Raw genomic sequence first — 24,388 nt, 5'->3', positions numbered from 1 at the left:
AAATACCAGCGGGACGAAATGCTGGCGAAACCGCAAGGTCCATTGCCGCAGGGTGTCTTCCCGAGAGAGCGGCCACTGCGTGTGCAGGAAAAAGATCACGATCCGCCCCTCGACGTACCGGCCCATCAACCGGTAGGCGCCTGCGCCGCCTGGCGCAGTGCCTTGGGTGCGGATACTGGGCAGTCGGGCAACTGCCGGGTCTGCCCGTCGAGAGGGCCGCCAACGTACAAAGCGGTGATCATGGTGTGCGCAAATGGATGGGGGAATCGGGCTTCGGTCTGCAGTGGCCCGGCTGCAGACAACAGCGCTTACGTCCGTTTTGCTGCAATGGCGCGCATGCGCCAGTACCAGCACTCGCGCAGCAACCGGCGGTCGGGACCGGGCAGGTCACCGGGCACGGCATCTCCAGGCTCGAATTCGACTTCGATTTCCACGCTGCAGTACTCGGGCACGGTCAGGTACTCCTGCGCGGCATCCAGCGCATCGGCCCAGACCTGCGCCGCGCGGATCTCCGTGTCTGAGAAAGCCCATCCTGGGATAAGCAGCCCGGAGTTCACCATGGAGTGGTCGCGCCACGCCATGTACGGATGTTCTTGGGCCTCGTCGCACACCGTGCGCGCAGCAGCGACTGCGGCATCGGCCATTTCCTGGCTTTTGGCATCTTCCGGGTAGGTCAGTATCAGGCGCATCCACGGACTCTGGTAAAGGGGTAGCTGAGCAGCCGAGGCAGGTGGCGCGAGGCGGGGCGCGACGCCCCGATCAAGGGGCCCGAAGGCCCTCAGACTGCGCTCACGCGGGCGCGAGCTCAGCTTCCATCAGCTCGGCCTTTCGGGCCTTAAGCGCATCGCGCATGGACACCAGATCGAGCTTTTTGGCCGCGCGGGCCTTGGGGAACATCTCGTTGCGCTCCTCCTTCACGTGGTGGTCGATGTACTCGCCCAGCACGATGACCTTGGCGTCGAACTGCTCGTCCACCTCGGTGGCGGCCTTGATCTGCGCGATCAGGTCCTTGGCGGTCTGGTGCTCCACCTCGGCTTCGGCCAGCAGGTCGGTTTCCTTGATGGCGGCGCGCACGGCGGGGTAAAAAATCTCTTCCTCGATCTGGGCGTGCACGGTCAGTTCCTTGCAAATCTGCATGGCCAGGTCCAGGCGCTTTTGCTTGGCAGCGCGGGCCTTCGATTCCATGAGCTCCTCGAACTCCTTGAACATCTTTTTGACGGCCTTGTGGTCGGCGTCGAGCAGGTCGCAGGCATCTTTCTCGCGGCGGGTTGGGGTGGTAGCGGGCATCGTGGGCTCCGTAGATAGTGGGGGCCTTGATCATTGGGCGGCGGGCGCGGGGACCATGTAGGCGCAGCCTCGCAGCGGGCGTAGGAACACCAGCAATCGCACGCAGACTGCGGCGCGCCGCTTGCTGCAGCGCCAGGATCAACGTGCTGGCCACAAGCCGTACTGCCGGCTTGCGTGTCCCATGGCAAAAACCCGGTGTGGCACCATCTTTTCATGGCCCTTAAACTGTAGCCATGCAAGCGCTGCCCCTACCCCACGTGAACCCTGGCTTTCCCATCGATTTCATCCCGCTGGAAGGCACGCGGCAGGATTGCGAGGACTGCGGCAAAGGGGAGAAGCTGGGGTTTCAGTTCGACTATGCCTACCAGCCCATCGTGGATCTGCAGCGTCGCGCGGTGTTCGCGCACGAGGCCCTGGTGCGCGGGCCTGCGGGCGAGGGCGCCATGACCGTGCTGTCCCAGGTCAACGACGGCAACCGCTACCGCTTCGACCAGGCCTGCCGTGTCAAGGCCATCAAGGGGGCGAGCGAGCTGGGCATACGCGAGCCGGTCTCCATCAACTTTTTGCCCAACGCCATCTACAAGCCCGAGGTGTGCATCCGCACGACGCTGGAAGCAGCCCGCATCCACCACTTTCCGCTCGACCAGATCATCTTCGAGGTGACGGAGGGCGAGCGCGTGCAGGACGGGCCCTGGTTCGCATCCATCTTGCGCGAGTACAAGCGCTGCGGGTTCAAGACAGCCATCGATGACTTCGGGGCCGGGTATGCGGGGATGAAGCTGCTGTCCGACTTCCAGCCCGACATCATCAAGATCGACATGGACCTGATCCGCAACGTGGACGCCAACCGTGCGCGCCAGGCCATCGTGCGCAGCCTGGTGTCCCTGTGCAAGGACATGGACATCCAGGTGGTTGCCGAGGGCATCGAGACGCCCGCGGAGCGCGATTTTCTGCGCGATGCGGGCATCCACCTGATGCAGGGCTATCTTTTCGCCCGGCCGGCCTTCCGCTCCATCGCCCAGGTGGACGCCTCCCTGTTCGGCGCCCGGTCTTGAAATTTCGGCGGCGATTTCCTATCATTTCTCCGGCTTCGCGCCACCCCTGCCACGAGCACCAGGAGCCTGCCAAGAAAGGAGTTTGACCATGAATTCGCATTCCCCATCTCCCTCTTCGGGAGCAGGCCGTGCCACCCGTGGTGCGGGCCGGCGCAGCGGTTCATCGATGCGCTACCTGTCGCAGCTGCAGACCGACGCCTATCTCCTCGCGCGCGAGGCACTGCGGCGGGTGCAGCGCACGTCCTCACTCCTTGAAGCGGGCTTGCGCTCGCCCGAGCGAGCCGGCGCCCAGGGAGACGGGCGCCAGCTGCACTGAAAAGCGCAAGCCTGCACCACGCCATTGAGCGGCGGTGCCATGAAAATCGCCCGGACGAAGCCGGGCGGATCGTCGTGCTGCGAGGGCAGCGCAGGCTGTCAGGCCAGGTGCAATGCGATGGTGCCGCCCCGTACCGCGTCGGACTTGGGCAGCTCAATGCGCAGCACCCCGTCGCGGTAGCTGGCCTTGCTGTTGCAGGCATCCACCGCCGCCGCAAGCGACAGGTCGCGGCGCAAAGGGCCACAGGCATACCGCGTGATGTGCCAGCGGCCCACCGCGCCGGCCTGGTGGATGCGCTTTTCGCCCCACACGGTGAGCACATGGCCATGGAGCTTGATGCGCAAGTCCTCACGGCGCATGCCGGGGGCTTCGACGCGCACGACCACCTTGCTGGGGCCATCGAAGATGTGCGCCGTCGTGAAGGCCCATCCCCTCAGGCGCGGCACTCCGCTGAGCGGCCCGCGCCGGCCGGTTGGGGCAAGCGCGGGCCACAGGCGCGCAAGGGCGCTTGCGGCCCGGTTGGCGAGTTTGCTCCATGCTGGCCACAGCGAACTGCCGGCCTGTCGAGCCCCTTGTCCGGGTTGTTCTGCCACGGGGTTCACGTTTCCTCCTTTCTGAACATGACTGTCATTGCAAGCTGCGTCGGCCGCGCCCTCAACCTGCCGTCACGGCGATCCTGCGCGGCTGCGCATGGGCCTGCTTGGGGACGCGCAGGCACAGCACGCCGTCCTTCAGGCTGGCCTCGATGCGGGCCGTGTCCAGCTCGCGGCTGAGCGTGAAGCTGCGGCGGTAGCGCGGCACCCGCAGCTCGGCGTAGATGGCCTCCAGGCCGTCGGCTGCGTGGGGTCGAACGCTGCCTTCGATCAGCAGCGATTCGCCATCGACCTTCAGCTCCAGCTGCTCCTTGGGCACGCCGGGCATGTCGGCCAGCAGCGTGATGCCGCCGCTGTCCTCAAACACGTCCACGGCAGGCAGCAGTGCGCGCTGAGGTTCCCGGTCGGCCGCCGCCGAAGTGGATGCAGGCGAAGAGGTGGTGGCCACTTGTTTCTGTGCGCTCATGATGGTTCTCCTGGGGATACGATGCGGGTCATTGCACGGTGATGCGCTTGGGCTGGGCCGACTCACGCCGCGCAATGCTGACCTGCAGCACCCCGTCGCGGTAGCTGGCATTCACCTGGGCCGGGTCCACGTCGTCCGGCAAGGACACCGTGCGCGTGAACGAGCCCACGCTGCGCTCGCTGGCATACACCTGCACCTTGGGGTCGGCCGCGGGGATGCCGGAAGCGCGCTCGCCGGTAATGCGCAGCACGCCCCGGTCCAGGCTCACGTCGATCTTCGAGGCGTCCAGCCCCGGCGCAAAGGCATACACCTCCACGCTGGTGGGGGTGCGCCCCACATTGATCGCCGGCAGCGTGCCCGCGTTGACCGAGCGGATGCTGCTGGGCAGCCCCGGTGCACCGAAAACATCATCCAGTTCGCGGCGAAGCCGCTCGAATTGACCGAACAGGCTGGCCGGTTGACTCAACAACGATACATACATGGTGTGTCCTCCGTTGGGTTGAATGACACCGGTCGGAGACCGCCCCCGCCGGTTCGATTGCAGAAATAGAGCCTCCTCTAGAGGTTTCAAGAGGGGATTTTTGTTGCTGCCCCGGGCACTGTCTGGAGGTCCATCGACGAAAGTCGGGACGAAAAAAAACCGGCTCGAAAGAGCCGGTTTCTCGCAGAGAGCTACTGGATCAGTAGCGGCCGCCGCCGTAGCCGCCCGTGCCGTAGCCGGTTTCCTGGCGGTTGCCCGAGGTGTAGCCACCGGCGCTGTAGCCACCGGAGCCACCGCTGCGCTCTTCGCGAGGGCGCGCCAGGTTCACGACGATGGAGCGACCGTCGACGGACATGCCGTGCAGACCGGTGATGGCTGCCTGGGCGACTTCGGCAGATGCCATTTCCACAAAGCCGAAGCCCTTGGAGCGGCCGGTTTCACGGTCCATCATGACCTTGGCCGAGGTGACGGCGCCGAACTCGGAGAAATTGCTTTCCAGGGTCGAGTCGGTCACGGAGTAGGGCAGGTTGCCCACATAGATTTTGCTGCTCATGAGAAGAGCCTTTCGGAGTGAAGGCGCGCAACGAGTGACGCACCGTTGGGGAGAGGGGTGTGCTGGCCGGAAGCCGGCCGCAACGGGAGGGGGTGGATGGCGTCTGCGGTCAGCAGAGCATCAGCACGTGGGAGGGTGCGGCATGCACGTTTGCAGCCAGCCCTGGGTGACGGCATAGAGCCGGGCGGCTTCGCGCGAGGCAAAGGCTTTGTCGAAGCGGAACACGCGGCAGTAGCTGCCGTTGCCCTGGGATCGATGGACCGAAAATGAGGCGCGGAAGTTGCCGCAGTCGGTCTGGTGTGTCGCGGGCGATACGACGAACTTGCCCATGGAAATGGCGGTTTTTGAAATCTGATTCAGTCAGGATCACAGGCCCTTAAGCCTGCGTGAGCATCAACAAACGCGGTTGGCTGTAGCTCTACAGACCAACACGGGCGACAGAGGTCGCAAAAGGCGCAAGCCGAGGGCGGGGAGCCATCCGGCGAGCGTTGCGGTGTGAGCTTTCGTCAAGAGCATTCACTGCAACAGCACAGATTATATTGCCATTTTTTATTAAATTGCAAATTTATATTCTTTATTTCCATGAAGGCTTGGGCGGGGAGATTTTTCCCGTCCCAAGCCTCCTTCACGTCACCTCCCAAGACGGGGTCGGTACGCTGACTGCCTGGTACTGGGTGCGCTTTGTGGGCCGTAGGCGCCCGAGTTGCCTGCGGCGTCACCGCCAGCGACCTGGAACACCGCCACGAGCTCGGCCAGACGCCGGGCTTGCTCACGCAGATTCTCTGCGGCCGTGGTGCTCTCGCCTACCAGAGCACCGTTTTGCTGTGTCATCTGGTCCAACTGCGTAACCGCCACGTTCACCTGGGAAATGCCATCGCTTTGCTCTCCGGCCGCGGTGCTGATCTCTCCAATGATGCCGTTGACGCGCTGAACGCCCTGGACAATCTCATCCATCGTCACGCCTGCGTTGGTCACCAGTTGGGTGCCTGAATCCACCTTCTCGACGCTGCTCTGGATCAATGACTTGATCTCCTTGGCTGCAGCGGCACTGCGCTGGGCCAGACTGCGTACTTCAGATGCCACCACGGCGAAGCCGCGCCCCTGTTCGCCTGCCCGAGCGGCTTCGACCGCCGCATTGAGTGCCAGAATGTTGGTCTGGAACGCGATGCCATCGATCACCCCAATGATGTCGGCGATCTTCTTGCTGCTCTGGTGGATGTCCTGCATGGTGCTGACCACCTGCTGCATGACCTCGCCGCCCTTGGTGGCGGTGCCGGCTGCCATCGTGGCCAACTGGTTGGCTTGGCGAGCCGAGTCGGCACTCTGGCGCACGGTGGCGGTGAGTTCTTCCATGCTGGCAGCGGTTTGTTCCAGGCTGCTGGCGGCTTGTTCGGTCCGGTTGCCCAGGTTCTGGTTGCCGCTGCTGATGTTGTCGCTGGTGACGCGCAGTTCCTGAATGTTGTCGCGCACTGCCGACACCAGTTCATGGAAACGCTGCTGCATGTCCCTTACCGCCACCATCACGCTGGTGGTATCTCCAGGGATGACGTGCACAGGTACCGTGAGGTTGCCCTGTTCAATGGATTGCACGATTGCCCGCACTTCGCCAGGCTCTGCCCCCAACTCGCGGCCGATGCTGCGCGAGACCATCACCGTGGCTGCCACGCTGATCAGCACGGCCAGCAAGGTGATGGACAGCATCACGCCGGTGAACTGGCTAGCATCCTGGTTGGCTGTGTTGCTGTTCTTGATGATGCGGGCTTCCTCGTAGTCGATCAGCTTGTTGGCGGCTGCCAGCCACTGTTCGTACTGCGGCTTCGCTTCAGCCCAGAGCAAGGCCTCTGCACCGGCGCGGTCACCACCCTGCATCAAAGCCACGACTTTGACAGTGGTGGCCACGGTGCGTGCCTCTATGTCCTTGAGTGCCTGCACCATGGGCCCAACTTCGGGTGGAACCTGGCTGGCAGCTTTGAGTACCGCATCCAGCTGGCCGGCCGACTTTGCATAGAAATCTGCCAGCCGGGCGATGGACTCGATCTCCTTTTTTCGCGCTTCCTCGCTGGGGGCCAGCACCACGTCGCGCACGGCAATGGATCGGTCATGGGCCGAGCCCCGAAAGTTGATGGCCACGCGTTGGATGGCCGCGTTTTGGGTGGCGTTGGCGGTCAGTGCGCTGTCAATTCCTCGCGCGATGATCACGCTGTAAATCGACATTCCCAGCAAGGCCAAGATGACCAGACCGAAGCCTGCCATCAGCCTGTGGCTGATTTTCCATGTATGCATTGAAGTCTTCCTGTGAAGGGGGTTGGACGGTGAAAGCCAATGGAAAAACCAGCATTGGGACTGCATGTCCGTGGCGCATGAATTTACATTTCGACATCATATTACCATGCGGTCACAAAATGACCGATTGGTATAAGCTATTTACTTGCTAGTAAAAGCTTGGCGAGTGGCTCATTCCCTTTGTGAGCCTGGTGCACAGTAGATTGCAGGGGCTTGGATGTCCAAGTGCGCACTGGGCAGGCTAGCAGGTATTGCGCACCGAGGCCAGCGCGCGCGAGGACAAATCCGTTTCGAGCCGGCGGCCTTGTTCTTGAAAAGATCGCTCAGCCTCGGGCAACGCGGCCTGGCGCAAGCCTTTCTTGGGCGCAGGGCTGAGAAGGTGCGAATGAACCCGCCATGCCGCTCAGTCAGTCCGTCGTCCTGCCGTGCCGCACCCCAGCTACTCCAGCCAGCGCACGTTCTGCAGGATCTCTTCAAAGAAGCTGCGCAGGCTCGACGCGCCCATGGTGTAAGGGTCGAAATCCGCAGTGCCCGAGTATTTGAGGAACAACTGCCGGTTGGTTTCAAGCGATGCAATCAGCCCCATGGACCAGCCCGCGAAGCGGCGGTACGGGATTTCGCTCAGGTCCAGGATCGCCGTGTCGCGGTGGCGGCCATCCTTGAGCAGGCGGTGGTACAGCGCGTTCACCGCCGCGCGGTCGCCTTCGAGCAATTGCAGAAAGATGCCGTTGTTCAGGCACAGCGCGCCTGTGATGCCGGCACGGGTGTTGTTGCGCTGCGATGCGGCCAGGATGTCCTTGACATCTGCAGGCCCCAGAACGCGCGAGGTGCGGCTCGCGTAGATCAGTTGTATCAACATGTTTGCCTCCGAGGTGTCGAGTGTGTCAGCCCTGGGCTGCGCCGTTGGGCGTGGGTCGAATACCCCGCGAGTCCGCTCGCCATTGCGCGCCGGGGAAGGATGACCGAGTGACTTCGAGGGTGTTCAGGGGCTTTGCGGCCCAGCGGGCGCCGCTTCGGGTGATCGTGTAACGTCCCGGCACAGTTACAAGTTGCTGCATCCCATGGAAACACCGTCTCCCGTTCCCGCAGGCGAAGCCAGCATCCTGGCGGCGCTGATGGATCCAGGCCGTGTTGCGGCGGTCCGGGACACCGGCCTGTTGGACACCCCGCCCGAAGAGAGCTTTGACCGGCTGACCCGCCTGGCAGCCAAGCTCACGGGGGCGCCCGTGACCTTAGTTTCGCTGCTGGACTCCAGCCGGGACTTCTACAAAAGCGCCTTTGGCCTGGGCGAGCCGCTGAACACCGCGCGCCAGTTGGAGGGGCGTTCGTTTTGCCACTACGCCATGGTGTCTGACGGGCCGTTGGTGCTCGCGGATGTCACGCAAATGGCGGTGTTCTGCGACGTTCCTACCGTTAAATCTCTGGGGGTGCGTGCCTATGCAGGCATTCCTCTGGTGACTGCCCAGGGGCAGGTGCTGGGCAGTTTCTGCGCGGTGGACTTTGAGCCCAGGCAATGGACAGAGACCGACGTCGAGGTCCTGGTCGAGCTGGCCCATTCGGCAATGCGTGAAATCCAGCTGCGCAAGGCGGTGCGCGAATCGGACGCGCTCAACCGGCGGCTGCTGGAGCAATTGCAGCGGGTGGACGAACTGAACCGAGCCCTGGCCGAACTTGCCACGACGGACTCGCTCACCGGCCTGCGCAACCGGCGCGCCTTCGACCACAGCCTGGCGCTGGAGCTGGCCATCGTCGAGCGCCACCATTCGCCGCTGAGCCTGCTGATGCTGGACGTGGACCACTTCAAGCGCATCAACGACCGCCTGGGCCACGATGCCGGTGACCAGGTGCTGCAGATGATCGGCCAGGTACTGAGCGCGGGTGCCCGGGTCATCGATATCGTTGCCCGTGTGGGAGGAGAAGAGTTCGCCGTACTGCTGCCGAACACGGGCGCACAGGGCGCTCTCGAGGTGGCAGAGCGCGTGCGTCTGGCGGTTGCCCAGGCTCCACCCGGGGCGCACGGCGGCGTGACCATCAGCATCGGGGCCGTCACCCTGCAGGACGGGGAAACTGCCAGCAGCCTGTATGCCCGGGCCGATGCGGCACTGTATTCGGCCAAGGAGGCGGGCCGAAACAGGGTGGCCCAGGCCTGAACCATGTGAGAATCCCGCAGCAGTCTCTCTGCGGTATCGCCAGGATGTCGCCTGGAACTTGATCTCGGCACCGTGCACCTGCATGCGTTTTTGGCCCCTTGCAACCCACTGTGTATGTACAGCGCCCCACCTCTTTCCACGCCTGTTGAGCCCATCACCCCGGTACGCCAGGCCTTTGCCCGATGCGACTGGTCTGCCACGGCACTGGGGCCCCAGGATGCCTGGCCGCCCATCGTCCGCGTGGCGGTGGACCTGATGCTGCAATCGCCCGTGCCCATGGCGATGATGTGGGGGCACGAAGGCATCCTGCTCTACAACGATGGCTATGCCGCCATCGCCGGCGCACGCCATCCCGAGATACTGGGCATGCCCGCACGCCAGGCCTGGCCCGAGGCCGAGCCCTTCAACGACCGGGTGATCACCGAATGCCTGGCGGGCGGCACACTGAGCTTTCGCGACCGGTTCCTGGTGCTGCACCGCAACGGCGTGCCTGAAGAGGTGTACCTGGACCTGGACTATTCGCCCATCCCCGATGGGCAAGGGCAGCCGGTAGGGGTGATGGCCATCCTTACCGAGACGACTGCCAAGGTCAAGGCCGAAAAGCGCGTGCAGGGCGAGCGCGAGCGCCTGGGCAGCATGTTCGAGCAGGCGCCGGGCTTCATGGCCCTGCTGCATGGGCCGGACCATGTGTTCGAGCTGGCCAACCCTGCATACATGCAACTGGTGGGCCACCGCGAGGTGCTGGGTAAGCCGGTGCGCCAGGCCCTGCCGGAGGTTGCGGGGCAGGGCTTCTTCGAACTGCTCGACCAGGTGTACGGCAAGGGTGAGCCGTTCTTCGGCACGGCGCTGCCCGCCACGCTGCAGCGCCAACCCGACGGCGCTTACGAAAGGCGCTATATCGATGTGTTGTACCACCCGCTGCGCGACGCGCAGGGCCGGGTGGCTGGCATCTTCGTGCAGGGCTCCGACGCGACGCCGCGGGTTCTGGCCGAGGAAGAGGCCAGTCGCCGCGAGGCGCAGTTCCAGGTGTTTGCGCAGGCCATGCCCAACCAGGTGTGGGCGGCCGGACCGGACGGCCTGCTCGACTGGCTCAACGACAAGGTGCCCGAGTACAGCGGGCTGTCGCCTGCCGCACTGCTGGGCGCCGGCTGGGCCAGCATCGTGCATCCTGACGACCTGCCCCAGGCCGGTGAGAAGTGGGCCCAGGCACTGGCCAGCGGCGTGGGCTACGAAACGGAATTTCGACTGCGCCGCGCCGATGGGACCTACCGCTGGCATCTGGCGCGCGCCGTGCCGCTGCGCAACGACGCCGGCAGTGTGGTGCGCTGGGTGGGCACCAACACCGACATCGAGGAACAAAGGGCTGCCGCCCTGGCGCTGGCCCACCTCAACGAAAATCTGGAGCGTACAGTGGCCGAGCGCACGGCCGAGCGCGACCGCATGTGGCGCCTGTCCACCGACGTGATGCTGGTGTCCGACTTCGAGGCCACGGTGCTATCGGTGAACCCCGCGTGGACCCGCCTGCTGGGTTGGCAGACCAGCGAACTGCTGGGCCGCAGCTTCATGGACCTGGTGCACCCCGACGACCAGACTGCCACCCTCGACGAGATGAGCGGCCTGGCGCGCGGGGTGACCACCTTTCGCTTCGACAACCGCTACCGCTGCAAGGATGGCAGTTACCGCGTGCTCATGTGGACCGCCGTGCCGGAGGCCGGCGTGATCCACGCCGTGGGCCGTGACGTGACCGACGACCGCGCTGCCGAGGAGGCGCTGCGCCGCACCGAGGCCGCGCTGCACCAGTCGCAGAAGATGGAAAGCGTGGGGCAGCTCACCGGGGGCGTGGCCCACGACTTCAACAATGTGCTGCAGATCATCTCGGGCAACCTGCACCTGCTGCGCAAGACCCTGGCCAAGGACGAGGCGGCGCTGCGCCGCATCAACGGCGCGCTCGACGGCGTGGCGCGCGGCGCCAAGCTGGCATCGCACCTGCTGGCCTTCGCGCGCAAGCAGCCGCTTTCGCCCGTGGTGCTCAACGTGGGACGCCTGCTGCGCGACCTCAACGACATGCTGCGCCGCGCCTTGGGCGAGGCGATCGAGCTGGAGACTGTGGTGGCCGGCGGCCTGTGGAACACCCTGGCCGACAGCAGCTTTCTGGAGAACACGCTGCTCAACCTGGCCATCAACGCCCGCGACGCCATGCAGGGCCATGGCCGCCTGACCATCGAGGCCGGCAACGCCAGCCTGGACGACATCTATGCGCTGACCCATGGCGAAGTCACGGCAGGCCAGTACGTGATGATCGCCGTGTCCGACACCGGTTGCGGCATGAGCGAGGACATCGTGAAGAAGGTGTTCGAGCCCTTCTTCACCACCAAACCAGAAGGCCATGGCACCGGGCTGGGCCTGTCGATGGTGTACGGCTTCGTCAAGCAAAGCGGTGGCCACATCAAGATCTACAGCGAGGTGGGCCACGGCACCACCGTCAAGCTCTATCTGCCCCGGTCGGTAGAGGCAGAACTCTCGAGCGGCCCCCTGCCGCTGGTGGAGGCCGAAGGCGGCAGCGAAACCATCCTTGTGGTGGAAGACGACGCCCAGGTACGCGAAACCGTGGTCGAGCTGCTCACCGACATGGGCTACAAGGTCCTCAAGGCGCCCGATGCGCAAAGCGCCCTGGCGGTGGTGGAGAGCGGCGTGCAGATCGACCTGCTGTTCACCGACGTGGTCATGCCCGGCCCGCTGCGCAGCCCCGATCTCGCGCGCAAGGCGCGGCTGGTGCAGCCAAACATCGAGGTGCTGTTCACCTCGGGCTACACCGAGAACTCCATCGTCCATGGCGGGCGGCTCGATGCGGGGGTAGCCCTGCTGAGCAAACCCTACGCACGCGAAGACCTGGCGCGCAAGCTCAGGCAGATGCTGGGCGCCCGCCCGGATTCCGAGGAGTGAGTTTCGACGCGCTCAGGATGCTATCGCTGCCAGTTGTCGTAGGACAGGGCCGCAATGCCAACGCGGGCCGCGTGCTGACGCTGTTTTAGGCTGTACCCTCGTTCTACAATTTATTACCCGCAACGCAGACGCAGGGGGCATCCAGGCCTCGCGCACACGGATCCAACCGATGAGATTTCATGAATAACCTGACTACGTACATCCTTGACGCACTGCAAGCCGCCCACAGTGCGGTACTGATACAGGACTGGATCGCCGAGGCCCGCACCAGCAACCCCGATCTGGCGAAGTCCGCCACGGCAGACGCCACGGAGGTCGTCGCTGCATTTGGCGCGTCGTTGCAGGCGGGGGCCGACGCCGAATCCTTCCGCGACCCCCGCTGGTCGCCGCTGCAGCAGGTGCTTTCTGCCCTGTCACGCTCGCGTGCGGCGCAAGGGCAGACTGCGGGTGACACCAGCGTGTTCGTTCTGGCGCTCAAGAAGCCCTTGCTCAGCGCGCTGCAGACGCGGGCGGCGGGGGGCGACAGTGCGCAACTGATGTCTGTGTTCTGGGGCCTGACCAAGCTGGTGGACAGCATGGCGCAGTTCACGGCCACCACGTTCCAGCATGCCCGCGAGGAGATCATCAACCGCCAGCAGGAAGAGCTGCTGGAGCTGTCCACCCCCGTCGTCAAGCTGTGGGAGGGTGTTCTGGCTGTGCCCATGATCGGTACCCTGGACAGCAACCGCACCCAGATCGTCATGGAGACCTTGCTGCAGAAGATCGTGGAGACCGGCTCCGAGCTGGCGATCATCGACATCACCGGCGTGCCGACCGTGGACACCTTGGTGGCCCAGCATCTGCTCAAGACCGTGACGGCCATTCGCCTGATGGGGGCAGACTGCATCATCAGCGGCATCCGGCCCCAGATCGCGCAGACCATCGTGCACCTGGGCATCGACCTGCAGGGCATCACCACCAAGGCCAGCCTGGCCGACGCCCTGTCGCTGGCATTGCAGCGCACCGGTTGGCGCGTGACGCGCCAAGCCTGAGCAGGCAGCAATACCTATGGAACGCATACCAATCTTGCGCATGGGCTCCACCCTGCTGGTCACGATCCAGGTGGACATGCTCGACCAGACTGCGCTGGCCCTGCAGGACGACCTGGCCGAACGCATTGCCAAGACCGGCGCCAGCGGCGTGATGATCGACATCTCGGCGCTGGAGATCGTGGACTCCTTCGTGGGCCGCATGCTGGCCAGCATTTCCGGCATTGCACGCATCCTGTCGGCCACCACTGTGGTCGTAGGCATGCAGCCAGCGGTGGCCATCACCCTGGTTGAGTTGGGCCTGTCGCTGGACGGCGTGAGAACCGCGCTGAATGTGGAGCGGGGGCTGGACGTGCTGCGCCGGGCTCGCGAGGAGAGCGGCCTTGTCGGTTGAGCGCGTTGGCACCCTTCCGCTGGAGTCCGAGCAGCACGTCGTGGCCAGTCGCCAGACAGTGCGCGCGCTGTGCCAGCTCCTGAAACTGTCGCTGGTCGAGCAGACCAAGATGATCACTGCGGCCAGTGAGCTTTCGCGCAACACCCTCATCCACGGAGGAGGAGGGCGCATGCGCTGGGAGGTGCTGGAAAACGCCCCGCGCATGGGCCTGGTCCTGCATTTTGAAGACCAGGGCCCCGGCATCGCGGATTTGAAGCTGGCCATGACCGACGGCTGGACCTCCGGTTCAGGCATGGGCCTGGGCCTGCCCGGCAGCAAACGGCTGGTCAGTGATTTCGAGATCGACTCCGCCCCGGGACGTGGAACGCGTGTGAGCATCACCAAATGGAAGTGATCCGTAGCTGGATCCACCGTCCGTTCCGTATCACGGACGCGACCTGTGTGGGCGAGGCGCGGCGCTATTGCGCCCGTGCGGTGCAGGACTGGGATTGGTCCGAGGTGGACGCGGGGCGCCTGTCGCTGGTCGTGACCGAACTGGGCACCAACCTGCTGCGCCATGCCGTGCAGGGCGAGTTGTGGATCGCCATCAAGAACGCAGCGCTGGAGGTGGAAGTCATTGCACTGGACCGGGGCCCTGGCATCGCCGACGTGCAGCGCGCCATCCAGGACGGGGTCTCCACCGGCTCCGGGTCCCCGGGCACCGGCCTGGGGGCGATACGCCGCCTGGCCAACGATTTCAGCATCCATTCGAGCGGCGAGGGCACCTTGTGCCTGGCGCGCGTTCGGCCCGCTGCGCAGCGGCCATTGGCACCGCCCAGGCTGGGTGCGGTGAGCTTGGCCGCCCCTGGTGAAACGGTCTGCGGCGATGCCTGGGCCGTTGCCTTCGACGGCGGCAAGGTATCTCTGGTGGTCGCTGATGGCCTGGGCCATGGACCGCATGCCGCGGTGGCGGCCAACGCTGCGCTGGACGTCTTTGAGAGCAACCCTTTTGCCTCCCTTCAGGCCCTGTTAAACGATGCGCATGCCGGGTTGCAGACCACGCGAGGGGCAGCGCTCCTCGTCCTGCAGATGGACAACGCATCAGGCCTGCAATATGCCGGCGCTGGCAATGTCATGGGGCGGGTCATTTCAGGGGTGTCGGACAGGTCCTTGATGACGCAGCATGGCACCGTGGGTGTGCAGGTCCGCAGGCCCGACGTGGCCAGCATTGAAGTACCCGCACACGCCGTGACGGTGGTGCACAGCGATGGCATTGCATCGAGGTGGAAAGCGGATAGTCTGGTGCCGCTGCTGCAGCGCGATCCCGCATTGATTGCGGCCGCCTTGCTTTGGCAGCACACGCGGGGCCGGGACGATGCCACCGTGGTGGTGGTGAAACAGGGAGAATGACCGTGAGCGAAGCGACCCAGGCCGAGCTGGAGCAATGCCGCGCCGAAGTTCAGGCGCTGCGCGCCGAACTGGAGGAGACCAACCGAGGGGTGGTGGCGCTCTACGCCGAGCTCGATGAGCAGGCCGAGCAACTCAAGCATGCCACGCAGCTCAAGAGCCGCTTTCTTTCGTACATGAGCCATGAGTTCCGCACGCCCATCGGGGCGACGCTCAGCATTGCCCGGCTGTTGCTTGATCACGTGGATGGCCCGCTCACCCCGGAGCAGGAGCGCCAGGTGGAGTTCATCCAGATGACCTGCCAGGAGTTTTCCAACATGGTGGATGACCTGCTGGACCTGGCCAAGATCGAAGCTGGCCGGGTGGACATCTCCCCCGAGTGGTTCGAGATGATGGACCTGTTCACCGCGTTGCGGGGCATGTTCAAGCCAATTTTGGACAACGATGAACTCAGCCTCGTTTTCGAGGAGGCAGAAGGCCTGCCAAGGCTGTACACCGATGACCGCAAGCTGTCGCAGATCCTGCGCAATTTCATCTCCAACGCCCTCAAGTTCACGGCGCATGGTGAAGTGCGGGTCTCAGCGGTCCGCGAAGCGGGCGACATGGTCCGCTTTTCCGTCTCCGACACCGGCATCGGCATCGCGCAGGAGCATATTCCAGCCCTTTTCAATGACTTCACCCAGGTGGATGCCCCCATACAAAAGCGGCTGCGCGGCACGGGGCTGGGCCTGGCACTTTCCAAGCAACTAGCCTCTTTGCTGGGCGGATCCATCGAGGTGACAAGTGTGGTGGGCGAAGGCTCCGTCTTTTCGGTCATCGTGCCCGCACAGCTGCTGCCGGCCGAAGCCACTGCCTCTGTGTGAGCCATGCCCCATTCTGGAATGATTTTGCCGACACTTGACCGGAGCCTGCACACCGTTCTGGTGGTGGATGACAACCCCGTCACGCGCTACTCCACTGCGCGTGTCATCCGTGCCGCGGGTTTTCAAACCCATGAGGTTGCCACGGGGGGCGCAGCCATTGAAGCGGCCAAGCAGAACATATCGGCAGTGGTTCTGGACGTGAACCTGCCGGACATGGACGGCTTCGACGTCTGCCGGGTCCTGCGTGCGGACATGCGCACGGCGCTGACCCCCATCATCCATCTGTCCGCCACCTATGTGAAGAGCGAGCACAAGGTGGCCGGCCTGAATGCGGGGGCCGACGCGTACATGGTGCACCCGGCCGAGCCGCCCCTGATGGTGGCCACCTTGCAGGCCTTGATACGGGCGCGCACCGCCGAAGAAGAGCTGCGGCGCAGCGAAAGCCGGTTCCGCGCCATCTATGGGCAGGCGCCTGTGGCCATGATGCTGATCGACTCTGCGGGGTGCTTTGCAGATGTGAACCCTGCCGCCGAAGCGCTGATCCAGAGGCCGCAGGGTGAGTTGATCGGCATGGCGGTGGCCGAGCTGGTGCCCGAGTCATGGAAGGACTTCGTGAAAGCCCGCCTGGAGAGCTCCGAAGACATCGCCTGGAAGGGCGAGTTTCCGATGGTGCGGGGCGATGGGCAGCAGATGCTGCTGGACTGGAGCATGTCCAGCCACGTGGAGCCCGGAGTGCGCATCGGCATTGCATCCGACCTGTCCGAACGGATCGATTTCGAACGCCGTCGCGAGGCACTCCTGGAGCGCGAACAGGCCGCGCGCGTGCTGGCAGAGCGGCACAGCCGCACCAAGGATGATTTCGTGGCCGTGCTGTCGCACGAACTGCGCACCCCCCTCACGCTGATCACCGGGTGGGTGCACATGCTCAAGCGCCCCAACTGCAGTGCCGATATGCTCAAGCGCGGCATCGATTCCATAGAGCGCGGCGCCAAGGCGCAGGGGCGCATCATTTCCGACATTCTGGATGTCTCGCGCATTGCATCGGGCAAGCTGCGCCTGCACCGCGAGTGGGCCCACCCGATGGAGCTGACCCGCGTTTCGCTGGATGCGCTGCGCGATCTGGCCCAGGCCAAGAACATCGTGCTGTCGGTGCAGGCTGACGACACCGACGAGCCTGCTTGGCTGGATGTGACGCGGTTCCAGCAGATCGTGTGGAACCTGGTGACCAACGCGATCAAGTTCTCCGAGACGGGAGGCACGGTCGACCTGCGGCTGCTGCGCGATGGTGATGTGCTGACGCTGGTCGTCAAGGACCATGGAGTGGGCATTCCCGATGGATTTCTGCCCTTCCTGTTCGAGCGCTTCACGCAAAGCGGTACCCCCGGCAACCGGGCGCATGGCGGACTGGGTCTGGGCCTTTCCATCGTGAAGCACCTGGTGGAACTGCACCAGGGCAGCATTTCGGCGTTCAGCGAAGGGGCTGGCAAAGGCACCTCCATGACGGCCCGCCTGATGGTGGCCTATGAGGAGCCAAGCGCATCCAGCGAAGGTGAGCAAGCGTTTCCCCACACCAAGGAAGTCCGCCTGCTCCAGGGCAAGGACATCCTGGTGGTGGACGACAACGCCGACACCAGCGAAATGCTGAGCATCGTGCTGTCCGACGAAGGCGCGATCGTGCGCGTCGCAGACAGCTACGAGACTGCCATCGCCCAGTTCGACAAGGCCTGGCCCGACCTGTTCGTGAGCGACATTGGTCTGCCCGGGCGCGACGGCCATGACCTGATCGCCAAGGTCCGGGAGATGGAGGCTGCCGCGGGCCATCCGCGCCTGCGCGCCATTGCGCTCACGGCCTTTGCACGCCCACAGGACCGTGACCGCGCACTTGCTGCAGGTTTCGACCAGCACATGGGAAAGCCATTGCAGCCGCACCTGTTGCTCCAGGCGCTGGCCTGAATGCTTCTCAGGCCCTGCGCCCTTCGCGCTGGGCCACGCTCAGCGGGTTGCTGGTCCATATTTCCAGGCCAAAGTCTGCGTCACGCCACTGCGCCACGCGCGGAATCTGCAAGTGCTGGTGCAAGATTTCGTGCACGCGGGCCCCGCCCAGCGGAAAGTCCTTGAACGGCTGGAGCCAATGGCAAGCGACTACGGTGGCTTCTGACCCAGTAGCGAGCAGAGTGGTGCGGCAGCGTTGCGCCAGGCGCTCGATGCCGTCTTCCTTCAGGTAGTACAGCAGTTCGCTGAGCACGATAAGGTCGAAGTGGCCCTCAGGCCAATGGTCCGGTACCCAGCCGTGCGCTGCCTGAGCGTGCGCATAGGGCCGAAGTCTTTGGGCCGCATAGTCGACCGCACGTTGTGCCCCGTCCCAGGCCAGCAGCCGGTCGCAACGCTGCGCCAGGTGCTCCGAGATAAAGCCGCTCGCACAGCCAGGCTCAAACGCCGATGCATAGCGCGGGCGTGGCAGGCTGGCCATCAGCATGTCGCGCTTGCGCGCCTCGTACCAACTGCTCTCGAAATGCCAGGGATCGGGTCCCCGGGCGAACAGGGGATCGAACAGGTTTTGCGGTGCGGGTCCAGTCATGGTGTGAAGAAGTATTCGGTGTCCCAACCGGCGCGCTCGATGAGGGCGGAATCCAGCACCGGAGGCAGGGTAGGGGAGCGGGACGTGAGCTGAGAGCGGTGCGCGGCCAGTGCATGGAGTTTGCGGGCTACGGTGTCGTTGTCCACACCCACACCCGTGAGCCGGGTCCAATCCACCTGAGTGTCCCAGGGCTCGGCCCAGTGCCACATCCATACGGGCGCTTCGAGCAGGGTGACCGCGCTGGCGTCGCATACCGCAGCGCAGGCGTGGCCACAGGCTTCGTGGTCCGGGTGCCCGTCGCGGCGCCAGGTGGTGAGCACCACATCCCCGGGCCGGACCAGGGCCGCCACCTGGGCTCGCACTTCTTCAGCACGATCTTGCAAAACCCCATCAGGCAGACCGAGCCGCACGACGGCTGGCTCGGTGGGCACTCCCAGGCGCTGTAGCCCGGCTGCGCTTTCCTGCCTGCGCTGACTGGCCAGGGCCACCGCATCGTGTCCGGGAGTCCCTGCCGTGCCGGCCTCGCCGTCGGTGACCGCCACCAGCAGGCAGGTGCCGCCCTGCGCCAGGTGGGCACAGAGCAGGGCGCCGCAGGCCAGAATCTCGTCGTCGGGGTGCGGCGCTACCACCACAAGGCGCTGGTGTTGGCCCACCAACCGCCTGGCGGGCACGCGCGGAATACCTTGTTCCCGTAGCCAGGACTCCCAGAACCGCGAGGCAGCGCGCGGAGCGCTGATGAAGCGGGTGGCCGGGTCCAGCCCATCCACCGTGGCGGCAGGGCTCACAGTGCCCATGGGTAGTGCTCCTGCGCCAGCACGGCGTTTGCCAGGGCCGCGTCGTCGCGCGCGCCATGACTCTGCCGAATGAAGACCGGCAGGTCTGCCGCCGCGCGGGCAAAGGCGGCGTCGCGGCAGTAGGGCGTGGCGCCCAGCGCGCGCCCGGTTTCCTCCAGCACGCAATGGGCGCCTGCCTCGGCGGCTTGGCGCAGACGCAGGGCCACGGCCATGGCGTCTGCATGCGGATGTGCATCGATCCAGTCGGCGCTCTCGCGCAACAGGGCCGCAAGGCCCGCGAGCACCCTGTCCACCTTGCCGAATGCTGCGCAGCGGGACGCAAACGCCGAGTGCTCGGGTGAGGCCGCCCGCATGCCTTGGTACAGCGCCTCGGCCACGGCCAGCGTGCCGCCATGCCAACAGGCAGCGATGCCCGCGCCCCCGTGCCAGAAACCGGGCCGTTGCAGGTAGTCGCCAGGGTCTCCCACCAGGGTGGCGGGCGTGCCATCGAAAGCGACTTCCGCGCTCAGGGTGTCGGCCATTCCCACAGCCTGCCAGGCGTCGGTGTTCATGTGAATGCTGGGGTGTGACAGATCCACCGCCACCAGCTGGCTCTGGTCCTGCCCTTCGAGCCAGGCGGTGAGCAGGGCGTGGCTCACGCCCTGCGCTCCGGAGCACCAGGCCTTGGTGCCGGACAGCGTGACCTGCCGGCCGTTGCCTGAGGGGCTGATCCGTACCATCTGCCCCGCCCCTTCGGCGGCCCAGACGGCCCATGTAGCGTTCGTCTGAATGGGGGCGTGACCCAGTTCATGCTGGATGGCCAGCGCATCCGTATGCCCCTCGTAAAGCTTGGCCAGCGAAAGGCTGTGCTGCGCTACACGGCTGAGCGCCTGCCAGCGCTGCAAAGTGTTGCCCTTGCCCGGCTGCGGTAACCGGGCCAGGCCCATGCCCACCAGTTGCCGCAACTGGGCCGCAACCGGCAACGCCGCTAGCGCCGGCAAGGCCTGGGAGAGCGCGGAAACCGTGACAACCGGGTTGGGAACGATCTGGCGGACATTGGGGACGGACATGCAGGAGGCCTTATTTGGAGATCTTCCTACTCTGGTGGGTATGCGAGCAGGGCCTGGTCGGCACCTGGCGGGCTGTGCTGTGGGACGAATGCCCGGTTCCTTCGCCGGCAGTTTCGGGAACACTCCACTGGGAGATTTGCGGTGGCACGACACTGCTTTGGGATGCTGTCCGACAAGCCCCAAGCCTGCCAACGATTACTTTTGGCTACCTACTACCAGGAGCATTCCGTGACCACCCAAACTCCGCCTGCTCGCACTGTCCACGGCCCTGCCGGCGAGTTCCCACAACCCGTGTCTCCATGGGAAAGCCGTGGCCTGCTGTATGCGGAAGTGGCGACCGCCCTGGTGGTGCTGGCAATGGTGCTGGCCAACAGCATGGATCCTGGTTTTTGGCGAAGCAAGGGTGCACAGGTCCAGGCACACGCGGCGCCAGACACAACGCTGGCAACTGCCGGCTCGCCCGATTCCTCTGAATGATCTGCGGTGCCGCCGTCATGTTGCTCCGGATTTCGCGAGCCAGAGGCCGGACATGATTGCCGTCATCGTCCCCGCGCACAACGAAGAAGACCACATCGCGGCCTGCCTTCAATCACTCACCGCAGCCTCGTCGTGCCCCGATCTGGCGGCGAGCGCGTGCTCCTGATCGTGGTGCTGGACGATTGCAGCGACGCAACGCAGGACATCGCAGCCGGGCTGGGTGTGCGCACCGTGGTCTGCCAGGCACGCAATGTAGGCGCGGCCCGCGCCATCGGCGCCCAGCTGGCACTGGCCGCCGGCGCGCGCTGGCTGGCCTTTACGGATGCCGACAGCGAGGTTGCGCCTAATTGGATTGCACAGCAGCTGTGCCACCAGGCCGATGCAGTGTGCGGCACGGTGCAGGTGCGCGACTGGGGAGCACATGGCGACGGGGTGCGCGAGCAGTTCGATGCGCTGTACCGGGACTGTGATGGCCACCGCCACATCCACGGAGCCAACCTCGGTGTCACGGCTCAGGCCTACAGGGAGGTGGGTGGCTTTGAGCCCCTGGTCACCGGTGAGGACGTTGCTCTGGTCCATCGGCTGCAGGAACGTGGCCTGTCCATCGCCTGGACGGCAACCACCCGCGTGACGACCAGCGCGCGCAAGCAGTTCCGTGCACCGGAAGGCTTTGGCGCCACGCTGCTGCAGCTGGGCGGCGCACTGGCCGTGCTGCCCGCCATTCTCTAACCGGCACAAGGTGACCACCCCATGAACGATTGGCTGGACTGGGCGCAGTGGCCCGCATTTGCGGCATCGGTGCTGGCGGCCTGGCTGGTGGGGTCGAACGCGCCCTCGCGCCGCAACACCGGGTTCTGGGTGTTCCTGGCCAGCAATGTGCTGTGGGTGGCCTGGGGCCTGTACTCCCACGCCATCGCGTTGATCGCGCTGCAGGTCTGCCTGGCGGCCATGAACATCCGCGGCCTGCTCAAGACCGAAGACGGAGACGATCAGAAACCGAGCTGAGTGCCATCGCCCCGCTGCAGACGGCGCCGGATCATCGGGTTCACTGAGACATGGCGGGCCGCGTGCGGTCGGTCTGCCCGTCCATCATGTCGCGCACCTTCCTGGCCAGGACCGTAAGCTCGAAGGGCTTGGTCATGACCTCCATGCCGGCATCGAGCAGGCCATTGCCCACGGCAGCGTTCTGGGCAAAGCCGGTGATGAACAGCACTTTCAATTCAGGCCGGTCCTGGCGAGCCGCATCCGCCACCTGGCGGCCGTTGAGGCCGCCGGGCAGGCCCACGTCGGTGATCAGCAGGTCCACGCGGCGCATGGCTTGCAGGGTGCGCAGGGCGCTCGGGCCGTCGTGGGCCTCGACCACCACGTAGCCGGCGTCCTTGAGCACCTCCACGGTCAGCGTGCGGATGGTGCTTTCGTCCTCCACCACCAGAATGGTCTCGCCCTCGCCCTGCTGCACGGTGTCGGCAGGGCCATCGGCCGCGTCTTCCAGCACCTGGCCATCATGGCGCGGCAGGTACAGGCGCATGGTGGTGCCCACGCCGACTTCGGACTGCACGCGCACGTGGCCGCCCGACTGGCGCACGAAGCCATACACCATCGACAGGCCCAGGCCCGTGCCCTGGCCGGTGGGCTTGGTGGTGAAGAAGGGGTCGAAGATCTGCTCGATCAGCTCGGCCGGCATGCCCGAGCCGGTGTCGGTGACCGAGAGGCACACGTAGTCTGCCGCAGGCAGGCCCAGGCTGCGCAGCACGCTGTCCGTGGCTGCGATGTTGGCGGTGGCTATGGCCAGGTGTCCGCCGCCGGGCAGCATGGCGTCGCGCGCGTTGATGCACAGGTTGAGCAGCGAGTTTTCCAGTTGCGAAGGGTCCACCCGGGTGGTCCACAGGCCCTCGGCGGCCGTGCACTCGACCTGCACGTCCGGCCCCACGGTGCGGCGCACCAGCTCTTCGAGCCCGGCCACCAGGCGGTTGAGGTCGGTGGCCCTGGGGTCCAGGGTCTGGCGCCGGGCAAAGGCCAGCAGGCGCTGGGTCAATGCCGCAGCGCGCTTGACCGAGTCCTGGCCCATGCCGATATAGCGCTCGGCCTGGTCGAGCTTGCCCTGGCGCATGCGCACCTTGAGCACCTGCAGGCTGGCGCTCACGGCGCCCAGCAGATTGTTGAAATCGTGCGCGATACCGCCAGTGAGCTGGCCCACGGCCTCCATCTTCTGCGACTGGCGCAGCGCTTCTTCCACCGCCATCAACTCGCCCGTGCGTGCTGCCACGGTGGCTTCCAGGTTTTCATTCACATCGCGCAGCCGCGCCTCGCTGAGCGCCAGGGCATTGGCGCTGCGCACCCGCTCCGAAACAGAGCGGATGCGCTCGGCAAACTCGCGCACGAAGTCGATTTCATCGGCTGTCCAGTGGCGCGCGTCCGCATGGTGCAGGAACAGGATGGCCACGAGCTTGCCCTGCTCGATCAGCGGCACGCTCAGCAGGGCGCGCACGCCCTGCGTGTCAAGCGTGCCCTCTGGGTAGCGGTCTGGGTCGGCCCCGGTGTCGGCAACCACCAGGGGTTCTCCGTGCCAAAGACCATCGGCGCAGGAGCCCAGGTCGTGCATGCGCCAGGTGCCAGCCAGCGTGGCCAGGCCGTGAATGCACCAGTCCTGGTCGATGGTGCACAGTTCTCCAGTGTCGTCGATGGTGCCGTAGCACACGCGCGCCAGGCGCAGTGTCTCGCCCAGAAGGCGTGCAGCTTCCTGCGCCATGCCCGGCAGGTCGCCCACCTCGCGCAGCCGCTCCGGCAGGCGCGCCAGCAGGTTGCGCCAGTGCTCCGCGCGCCGGCGCTGGGTGATGTCGCGCACCACGGCCAGCGAACCCAGGGGCCGGCCCAGCGGGCCGAGCAGGGGCGAGACCACGGCCTCGACATCGATCAACCGGCCATCGTTCAGGCGGTGCAGGGTGCCGAGGGTCGCCAGCGCGCCAGGGGCGGCAGATGGCACATCCGGTTCGCCCATGCCAGGCATCTCGGTGAAGATGAACTGCCGGGGCTGCCCCAGCACATCGGAGGACCGCACGCCATAGAGCCGTTCTGCGGCGGCGTTGATGTACATCACCAGCCCATCCTGGTCGAAGGCGAAGACGGCATCCTCCATCTGGCCCAGCACGTCCTGGCGCAGCTGGTCGGTGGCCGCATGCGCGCTCTCCAGCGTATAGATGGCGTTGTTGACGACAAGGGCATCCACATCGCCGGTGTGGATGGCATGCAGCGTTTCTTCCAGCTCCTGCAGCCGCAGCCTGAGCGAGGCGTTCTCGGCGGCAAGGGCGGTTTCTCCTGCCAGGCTCGGGGTGGGGTCGAATCCGTCCGCTGTCATGCGGCCCCCTGCGCCGGCAGTATGCCGAAGGCCCTGCGCAAGCGGTTCAGGTCCGACAGGTCGCCGATGAAGCGGCGCTGCGGCAGCGGCGCCAGGCGCAGCAAGGTGGGCGAGACGATGATCTGGTCGGCACGCGCCAGATCCACATGCTCGGCGATGTTCAGCACCGTGAGCAGGTGCGTGCCGGGATACGCTTCCTGCAGGATGCGGCGCGCATTGGCAATGGCACGCAGCGAGATCGGCGAGGCCATGCTCACGTAGAGCCGGTAGTCGTTGGGCTGCGAAACCTCGGCGGGCTGTTCGTGCTGGGCATGGCGGGTTTCGGTAGGTGCCATGG

The 24,388-nt window shown here is 65.4% G+C and carries 26 protein-coding genes and 1 pseudogene; 13 read left to right on the top strand and 14 right to left on the bottom strand.

The annotated features are described in order from the left end of the window. Positions 1-308: 308 nt before the first annotated feature. Together QYL93_RS24120 and QYL93_RS24115 are read right to left on the bottom strand one after the other, a co-directional pair. On the bottom strand, positions 309-689 hold the full coding sequence (locus QYL93_RS24120; RefSeq protein WP_305746033.1) for a hypothetical protein: 381 nt from the start codon (positions 687-689) through the stop codon (positions 309-311). 100 nt (positions 690-789) lie between these two features. Further along, positions 790-1,287 (bottom strand): hemerythrin domain-containing protein, encoded by a 498-nt coding sequence (locus tag QYL93_RS24115; RefSeq protein WP_305746032.1) that lies wholly within the window; start codon positions 1,285-1,287, stop codon positions 790-792. A 233-nt stretch (positions 1,288-1,520) separates the two neighbouring features. Here QYL93_RS24115 and QYL93_RS24110 point away from each other — a divergent pair, with 233 nt between their 5' ends. Together QYL93_RS24110 and QYL93_RS24105 are read left to right on the top strand one after the other, a co-directional pair. Further along, the gene (locus tag QYL93_RS24110) at positions 1,521-2,342 is read left to right on the top strand and encodes an EAL domain-containing protein (RefSeq protein WP_305746031.1); all 822 of its coding nucleotides are present in this window, start codon (positions 1,521-1,523) and stop codon (positions 2,340-2,342) included. 88 nt (positions 2,343-2,430) lie between these two features. Beyond that, positions 2,431-2,658: a hypothetical protein gene (locus QYL93_RS24105; RefSeq protein ID WP_305746030.1), complete on the top strand. Its 228-nt coding sequence runs from the start codon at positions 2,431-2,433 to the stop codon at positions 2,656-2,658. A 98-nt stretch (positions 2,659-2,756) separates the two neighbouring features. Here QYL93_RS24105 and QYL93_RS24100 read toward each other — a convergent pair whose 3' ends face one another. The 7 genes from QYL93_RS24100 to QYL93_RS24070 all read right to left on the bottom strand — a co-directional run bounded on the left by QYL93_RS24100 (position 2,757) and on the right by QYL93_RS24070 (position 7,893). Further along, positions 2,757-3,260 (bottom strand): Hsp20/alpha crystallin family protein, encoded by a 504-nt coding sequence (locus tag QYL93_RS24100; RefSeq protein WP_305746029.1) that lies wholly within the window; start codon positions 3,258-3,260, stop codon positions 2,757-2,759. Positions 3,261-3,312: 52 nt separating this feature from the next. Further along, positions 3,313-3,717, bottom strand: coding sequence for an Hsp20/alpha crystallin family protein (locus QYL93_RS24095; RefSeq protein WP_305746028.1), 405 nt, complete (start codon positions 3,715-3,717; stop codon positions 3,313-3,315). Between the two features lie 28 nt (positions 3,718-3,745). After that, on the bottom strand, positions 3,746-4,198 hold the full coding sequence (locus tag QYL93_RS24090; RefSeq protein ID WP_305746027.1) for an Hsp20/alpha crystallin family protein: 453 nt from the start codon (positions 4,196-4,198) through the stop codon (positions 3,746-3,748). Positions 4,199-4,397: 199 nt separating this feature from the next. Beyond that, on the bottom strand, positions 4,398-4,751 hold the full coding sequence (locus QYL93_RS24085) for an RNA-binding protein (protein WP_305746026.1): 354 nt from the start codon (positions 4,749-4,751) through the stop codon (positions 4,398-4,400). A gap of 120 nt (positions 4,752-4,871) precedes the next feature. Then, positions 4,872-5,081, bottom strand: coding sequence for a hypothetical protein (locus tag QYL93_RS24080; RefSeq protein ID WP_305746025.1), 210 nt, complete (start codon positions 5,079-5,081; stop codon positions 4,872-4,874). A gap of 300 nt (positions 5,082-5,381) precedes the next feature. Then, complete coding sequence (locus QYL93_RS24075; protein WP_305746024.1) at positions 5,382-7,034, bottom strand: methyl-accepting chemotaxis protein; 1,653 nt, start codon at positions 7,032-7,034, stop codon at positions 5,382-5,384. 439 nt (positions 7,035-7,473) lie between these two features. Further along, positions 7,474-7,893, bottom strand: coding sequence for a BLUF domain-containing protein (locus tag QYL93_RS24070; protein ID WP_305746023.1), 420 nt, complete (start codon positions 7,891-7,893; stop codon positions 7,474-7,476). A gap of 202 nt (positions 7,894-8,095) precedes the next feature. On the opposite strand from QYL93_RS24070, the gene QYL93_RS24065 reads away from it, so the two are divergent. From QYL93_RS24065 to QYL93_RS24030, 8 genes are all read left to right on the top strand, one after another. Continuing rightward, the gene (locus tag QYL93_RS24065) at positions 8,096-9,184 is read left to right on the top strand and encodes a sensor domain-containing diguanylate cyclase (protein WP_305746022.1); all 1,089 of its coding nucleotides are present in this window, start codon (positions 8,096-8,098) and stop codon (positions 9,182-9,184) included. A 114-nt stretch (positions 9,185-9,298) separates the two neighbouring features. Beyond that, a complete protein-coding gene (locus QYL93_RS24060) occupies positions 9,299-12,127 on the top strand; it encodes a hybrid sensor histidine kinase/response regulator (protein ID WP_305746021.1) in 2,829 nt (942 codons plus the stop codon). Between the two features lie 179 nt (positions 12,128-12,306). Next, complete coding sequence (locus QYL93_RS24055; RefSeq protein WP_305746020.1) at positions 12,307-13,158, top strand: STAS domain-containing protein; 852 nt, start codon at positions 12,307-12,309, stop codon at positions 13,156-13,158. A gap of 16 nt (positions 13,159-13,174) precedes the next feature. Continuing rightward, positions 13,175-13,549 carry an STAS domain-containing protein gene (locus QYL93_RS24050; RefSeq protein WP_305746019.1) on the top strand — a complete coding sequence of 125 codons (375 nt, stop codon included), beginning with the start codon at positions 13,175-13,177 and terminating at the stop codon, positions 13,547-13,549. Further along, positions 13,539-13,943, top strand: coding sequence for an anti-sigma regulatory factor (locus QYL93_RS24045; protein WP_305746018.1), 405 nt, complete (start codon positions 13,539-13,541; stop codon positions 13,941-13,943). The genes QYL93_RS24050 and QYL93_RS24045 overlap by 11 nt, the downstream gene beginning before the upstream one ends. Further along, entirely contained in the window at positions 13,934-14,938 is a 1,005-nt protein-coding gene (locus QYL93_RS24040) for an ATP-binding protein (RefSeq protein ID WP_305746017.1), read from the top strand. Before QYL93_RS24045 ends, QYL93_RS24040 begins: the two co-directional genes overlap by 10 nt. Beyond that, a complete protein-coding gene (locus tag QYL93_RS24035; protein ID WP_370877031.1) occupies positions 14,935-15,798 on the top strand; it encodes a sensor histidine kinase in 864 nt (287 codons plus the stop codon). The genes QYL93_RS24040 and QYL93_RS24035 overlap by 4 nt, the downstream gene beginning before the upstream one ends. An 18-nt stretch (positions 15,799-15,816) precedes the next feature. Beyond that, a complete protein-coding gene (locus QYL93_RS24030; protein ID WP_370877032.1) occupies positions 15,817-17,751 on the top strand; it encodes a response regulator in 1,935 nt (644 codons plus the stop codon). 7 nt (positions 17,752-17,758) lie between these two features. Here QYL93_RS24030 and QYL93_RS24025 read toward each other — a convergent pair whose 3' ends face one another. From QYL93_RS24025 to QYL93_RS24015, 3 genes are read right to left on the bottom strand one after another with little or no spacing between them, the layout of a single operon-like run. After that, entirely contained in the window at positions 17,759-18,376 is a 618-nt protein-coding gene (locus QYL93_RS24025) for an SAM-dependent methyltransferase (RefSeq protein ID WP_305746014.1), read from the bottom strand. Continuing rightward, entirely contained in the window at positions 18,373-19,170 is a 798-nt protein-coding gene (locus QYL93_RS24020) for a PIG-L deacetylase family protein (protein WP_305746013.1), read from the bottom strand. Before QYL93_RS24020 ends, QYL93_RS24025 begins: the two co-directional genes overlap by 4 nt. After that, entirely contained in the window at positions 19,158-20,219 is a 1,062-nt protein-coding gene (locus tag QYL93_RS24015; RefSeq protein WP_305746012.1) for an acyl-CoA dehydrogenase, read from the bottom strand. Before QYL93_RS24015 ends, QYL93_RS24020 begins: the two co-directional genes overlap by 13 nt. Before the next feature lie 228 nt (positions 20,220-20,447). On the opposite strand from QYL93_RS24015, the gene QYL93_RS24010 reads away from it, so the two are divergent. From QYL93_RS24010 to QYL93_RS24000, 3 genes and pseudogenes are all read left to right on the top strand, one after another. Beyond that, positions 20,448-20,696 carry a hypothetical protein gene (locus tag QYL93_RS24010; RefSeq protein ID WP_305746011.1) on the top strand — a complete coding sequence of 83 codons (249 nt, stop codon included), beginning with the start codon at positions 20,448-20,450 and terminating at the stop codon, positions 20,694-20,696. Between the two features lie 52 nt (positions 20,697-20,748). Further along, positions 20,749-21,425, top strand: a pseudogene (locus QYL93_RS24005) (glycosyltransferase family 2 protein). Between the two features lie 21 nt (positions 21,426-21,446). Then, positions 21,447-21,701, top strand: a complete 255-nt coding sequence (locus QYL93_RS24000; protein WP_305746010.1) for a hypothetical protein — start codon at positions 21,447-21,449, stop codon at positions 21,699-21,701. Between the two features lie 40 nt (positions 21,702-21,741). Here QYL93_RS24000 and QYL93_RS23995 read toward each other — a convergent pair whose 3' ends face one another. Together QYL93_RS23995 and QYL93_RS23990 are read right to left on the bottom strand one after the other, a co-directional pair. Next, complete coding sequence (locus QYL93_RS23995; RefSeq protein WP_305746009.1) at positions 21,742-24,051, bottom strand: ATP-binding protein; 2,310 nt, start codon at positions 24,049-24,051, stop codon at positions 21,742-21,744. Beyond that, positions 24,048-24,386 carry a circadian clock KaiB family protein gene (locus tag QYL93_RS23990; RefSeq protein ID WP_057202897.1) on the bottom strand — a complete coding sequence of 113 codons (339 nt, stop codon included), beginning with the start codon at positions 24,384-24,386 and terminating at the stop codon, positions 24,048-24,050. Before QYL93_RS23990 ends, QYL93_RS23995 begins: the two co-directional genes overlap by 4 nt. Positions 24,387-24,388 lie beyond the last annotated feature (2 nt).

The sequence above is a fragment of the Acidovorax sp. A1169 genome (assembly GCF_030704685.1).
Taxonomy (GTDB): domain Bacteria; phylum Pseudomonadota; class Gammaproteobacteria; order Burkholderiales; family Burkholderiaceae_C; genus Acidovorax.
The sequence above is the reverse complement of the archived record's forward strand: the minus strand, read 5'-3'. Positions and strand labels throughout refer to the sequence as shown.